The 4,936-nt window shown below is 39.4% G+C and carries 4 protein-coding genes; all 4 read left to right on the plus strand.

What is annotated here, in order from left to right:
• Nucleotides 1–638: 638 nt before the first annotated feature.
• Nucleotides 639–1,343: a zinc-dependent metalloprotease family protein gene (locus tag HWQ37_RS01370; protein ID WP_292742879.1), complete on the plus strand. Its 705-nt coding sequence runs from the start codon at nt 639–641 to the stop codon at nt 1,341–1,343.
• Between the two features lie 166 nt (nt 1,344–1,509).
• Entirely contained in the window at nt 1,510–3,783 is a 2,274-nt protein-coding gene (locus HWQ37_RS01375) for a cation-translocating P-type ATPase (RefSeq protein WP_292742881.1), read from the plus strand.
• 77 nt (nt 3,784–3,860) lie between these two features.
• Nucleotides 3,861–4,565 carry a cation transporting ATPase C-terminal domain-containing protein gene (locus HWQ37_RS01380; protein WP_292742883.1) on the plus strand — a complete coding sequence of 235 codons (705 nt, stop codon included), beginning with the start codon at nt 3,861–3,863 and terminating at the stop codon, nt 4,563–4,565.
• Between the two features lie 289 nt (nt 4,566–4,854).
• On the plus strand, nt 4,855–4,936 hold an 82-nt coding region (locus HWQ37_RS01385), incomplete at its 3' end, for a ribbon-helix-helix domain-containing protein (protein WP_292742885.1).

Here is a 4,936-nt window from a genome sequence, read left to right on the forward strand (position 1 = left end):
GTCTGGTCGCATTAAAGATGGCGATACTGCGATCGTTGATGTCGATGAAAATGGCATTGTGCAAGTTAGTTCTCAACAGCGTCGGGAATTGTTACCCCAAGGTGTTGAGTAAAATTTAGAGTTTGGGATTTAAGTCTCAAATAAAAAATTAGAAAACGGTAGAAGCTTTTAGCCTCTACCGTTTTTTTGTTGTCAAATAGCAATCATCTAAAGTAAACACAGAAAGTTTTCATGTTATTATTACTTGCTTTATAAATGAAAGACAAAAAAGCTATTTAATAACTAATATAGTATTTCCGAGCCTCAAATCTATATGCAGAAAGACTTTGACATCGTATTGCTTAGTGTATTGATATATCCTAGCGTGGCAAAACTAGCTAGAGCAAAAACTTAAACGTAGTAAATTCGTTATTATTGAAAATTTTGGTTTACCTATTTACGCCTAATCAGTAATGGCGAGGAAATTTATCTGGAACTTAATAACCCAGATACAAATCGACCTTTCTGTGCTGCTGCTATGGTAAGTAACATTGGCTCTGAAGTTACGATTTTAAAGGAAGAGAAATACTTTAGTGGACATAAAGAGGCAGACGATTACTATCATTTTGGCTTTAACTGGGTAGCTGGCTCTAAGTAAAATGTCACTCTACGATCGCCTGAATCTAACTAAGACAAATCGTAAGCTGCAAGTTCCGATTTGGGAACGGATTAACCTTGATAGACCTTCAAAACCTCGCTGTCAAGGTTGCCGTTCTCATATCCAAACTAATTGGCGAGTGTGTCCATATTGTGGATGGTTGATTGTTGCAAAAAACAGCGAAGTTCGCCATTGTGTTTGGGTCAATATTTCAAACATGATTATCGATACTGAAGATAATAGCACCATGCTAGAAGTTATGGCAGATGCGCTTGCTAAAGTCTTCAGTGCTTTTAGGAGTGTCAATGTGTTTTTGACCTCAGAACCACCCGATGAAAAAGAGTGGAACCAAAACTTTACCCATGTCTATGTGTTTGTTGATCAACAACCAGTTGACTATCTAGGAATTGCCAGTTTCCGTCATAGTAAAGTTACAGACCGTGCTGCTGTTCGTATAGACCAAGTACTTAATGCTTCTTATAGAGCGAGTCTGAATCTGAGTCAATTATCTAACTTGATTGCTAATACTATTACCCACGAAATCGGTCACACTTTGGGATTAGACCACTCCCAACTAACAACAGATGTGATGCACGATGGACTTGATCATGGAATTCACAGTTTGATGCCTCCCTCATTTCATGCTGAACAGATCATCTTGATGAATAACGCCATTCGGAAACATAAATCCTTGCCAGTGCATTGATGAAAGTAGATTAATAAACATCTCACTCTTTTAACAGTGAATAATTGCTATGGTGTTCGACTGCATACTGCCATTTCATAATTCTGTATAGTATTACTGAATACCTATCTGGCGCTGATGTGTAATTTAGCTCTGATATAGCTTTTGATAATTCAATGGATTAAATATGCTTACTAATGAGAAGAGTCAGGGCAACAAGATTCAATTACCATATCAAGGACTAAGTTCGGAAGAGGTTAAGCTGAATCGCCAAAAATATGGTGCCAACGTTCTTACTCCTCCAGAACGCGACCCATTATGGAAATTGTTCTTAGAAAAATTTGAAGATCCAGTAATTCGGATTCTGATGATTGCAGCTGCGATCGCTATTAGTGTCGGAATTTTTGAGGGTGAATATGCTGAAGGTTTAGGGATTGTAGCTGCTATCTTATTAGCGACAACTCTCGCTTTTTTCAACGAATACAAAGCCAGTAAAGAATTTGATATTCTTAATCAAGTTTATGACGAAGTATTTATCAAAGTCATCCGAGATAGCAGCTTTACCACTGTTAAACGCAAAGATTTAGTTTTTGCTGATGTTGTATATGTAGAACAAGGTGAAGAAATCCCAACCGATGGACAAATTTTAGAAGAAATATCTTTAGAAATTGACCAGTTAAAAATCACGGGAGAAGCGGAACCAGTTAAAAAGCTTACTCAGGCTGACGCAGAAAATCAAGGTATTGAAGAAGGAACTTACCCAGCTTACAAGATTTATCGCAGTACGATTGTTGAACAAGGACAAGGTTATTTTGAAGTTACTGCTGTTGGTGACAATACAGAAATTGGGAAATTGGCAACAGCAATTGCCAGCATCGAAAACACAGAAGACACACCGCTTAATCATCAACTAGAAAAACTTAGTAAACTGATTGGTGTAGTTGGTCTTGGCTTTGCTGGTTTCACTTTCATATCTTTGTTGATGCGCGGTTTTGTCACTAAAGAATTAAGTCTGAGTTCTCAACAGTGGTATGTTGTTGGGCTGTCAATTATTAGTGTATTAATAGCACTTAGCCGAGTATGGCTACCTGTAATTTATGATGGTTTTGAGCTAGCTGATAGCAAACTTACAGCACCAAAATGGCTGGAAAATAATAGTTTTTCTAGTTGGCTGAAAACAGTTGGTATAGGATTAGTATTTTTCACTATCGGACTTGCTTTAGGCTATCCTCTAGGACTAATTCCTGGCTCTATAAATAACTGGGTTCCTGGTAGTGTTGCCAAAGCATTACTGCACTACTTTATGGTAGCTGTGACAATTATTGTGGTAGCTGTGCCAGAAGGTTTGGCAATGAGTGTTACCCTGAGCCTTGCCTACAGTATGAAAAAGATGGCGGCTTCCAATAATTTGGTGCGTCGGATGCACGCTTGTGAAACTATTGGTTCAGCTACAGTAATTTGCTCTGATAAAACTGGCACTCTTACCCAAAATCAAATGCGGGTATATGAAGTCAATTTTCCTAGTTTGAATTCTCAACTGTTGCCAGCACTTAAAGATGTGAAAGGGTTAATCGCGGAGGCGATCGCAGTTAATAGTACTGCTGATTTAGAGAAAAAACCTTTGCAGCCTTCTCGTCCTATTGGCAATGCTACAGAAGGAGCTTTACTTTTATGGCTAGATAGCCAGGATACTGATTACATATCTTATCGTGGTAACTTTCAAATAAAATCCCGAATGCCTTTTTGTGGTCAGAAAAAATACATGGGCACAATTGGCATTTCCTCTATAACTGGGAAGGATGTGCTTTATGTGAAAGGAGCGCCAGAGGTAATTTTGGAGCGTTGTTCGCAGATTCTTACACAGCAAGGACTAGAATCACTCAAGAATAAAGCCGCGATCGCATCTGAAATTAAAGGATATCAAAAACGAGGAATGCGGGCACTAGGGTTTGCTTACCATAATATCTCACAGCATTCGAGTGAGACGAACTTGGACGAAATTGCTCACGACATGACTTGGCTGGGGTTTGTGGCAATTTTAGACCCCTTGCGTCCAGAAGTACCTGATGCCATCCAAGCCTGCTTAAACGCAGGAATACAAGTCAAAGTTGTAACAGGCGATAACTCGGAGACGGCTAAGGAAATTGCTCGTCAAATTGGACTTTGGCAAGAAGAAGATGACTTGAATAGCGGTTATTTACATTTGACTGGTCAACAATTTGCCCAACTGAGTGAAGAAGAAGCAAGTCAGGCGGTGCTGCAATTAAAGGTACTTTCCAGAGCGCGGCCACTTGATAAGCTGCGGCTAGTGAAACTATTACAGGAAAATGGTGAGGTGGTAGGTGTCACCGGAGATGGTACAAACGATGCAGCTGCTCTCAAGCAAGCTCAGGTAGGTTTAGCAATGGGAAGTGGTACAGCGATCGCTAAAGAAGCTAGTGATAAGCTAATCGGCATTTAAGTTGCATAAAAGCAGGGCTGAAGCCCTTACTACAAGCGAATCATTCTGGAAAAATGAATGACGATTAGCTTATCATTTTGCTTGACGATTCTTTCCGCAGTATTGTAAATGCAGTTGTCTGGGGGCGATCGCTTTACTTAAATATCCAACGATTTATTCTGTTTCAGTTAACAATCAACGTTGTGGCGTTGGGAATTGCTTTAGTAGGGCCATTTATCGGTGTAGCGCTACCTCTAACTGTCACCCAAATGCTCTGGGTAAACTTAATTATGGATACCTTTGCTGCTTTGGCTTTGGCGACGGAACCCCCTCATCAGAGCGTCATGCAGCACTCTCCTCGTAACCCAGAAGCCTTTATTGTCACCAAAGCAATGGCACAGAATATTTTTACTGTTGGGTTAGCATTTTTGCTTTTTCTGGTTGGTTTCTTACGCTACATCCGTCAGGATGGGGAAATCACTCCTTATGAGCTTTCCGTGTTCTTCGGCGTGTTCGTAATGTTACAGTTTTGGAATTTGTTCAATGCTCGATGCTTGGGGTTAAAGCAGTCTGCCTTCAAAGGTTTGTCTAAGAATAAAGGATTTGTAGCGATCGCTATCACCATTTTTGTCGGACAGATATTGATTATTCAGTTTGGTGGTAGTGTTTTTAGAACAGTACCTTTGTCTCTGGTAGACTGGATAAGTGTAATTGTTGTAACATCGACAGTGCTTTGGATTGGTGAGCTATGGCGCTTCATAATGCGGTTGAAATTAAAAAATCATCTGCGACAATCCTATTAACTACTGCAAAATTTGGCAGACGGTTGATAACCTGATGTCAAAAACAGCACCAATAATTTTAATTCCAAGGGGTTGAGTAAAATTTAGAACTTGGGATTTAAATCTCAAATAAAAAATTAGAAAACGGTAGAGTGTTTATTGCTCTACCGTTTTTTTGTGGGAAAATATCTGAGTTTGCGATCGCTATATTTTGATTTTGCTCGTAATTCTGGAATCTAGCTGTTTTCAGCTTTCATCTGCACTAATACCAAAAAATATTATATATTGGTATTATACAGGAGAAAATTGTATGCAAAAAAATACAAGTGTTACCTTGGGTGAGCATTTTGAAGCGTTTATCGCCAATCAAGTTGACAGCGGTCGTTTTGCCA

It is taken from the genome of Nostoc sp. NMS4, from assembly GCF_017115095.1.
Lineage (GTDB): Bacteria > Cyanobacteriota > Cyanobacteriia > Cyanobacteriales > Nostocaceae > Nostoc.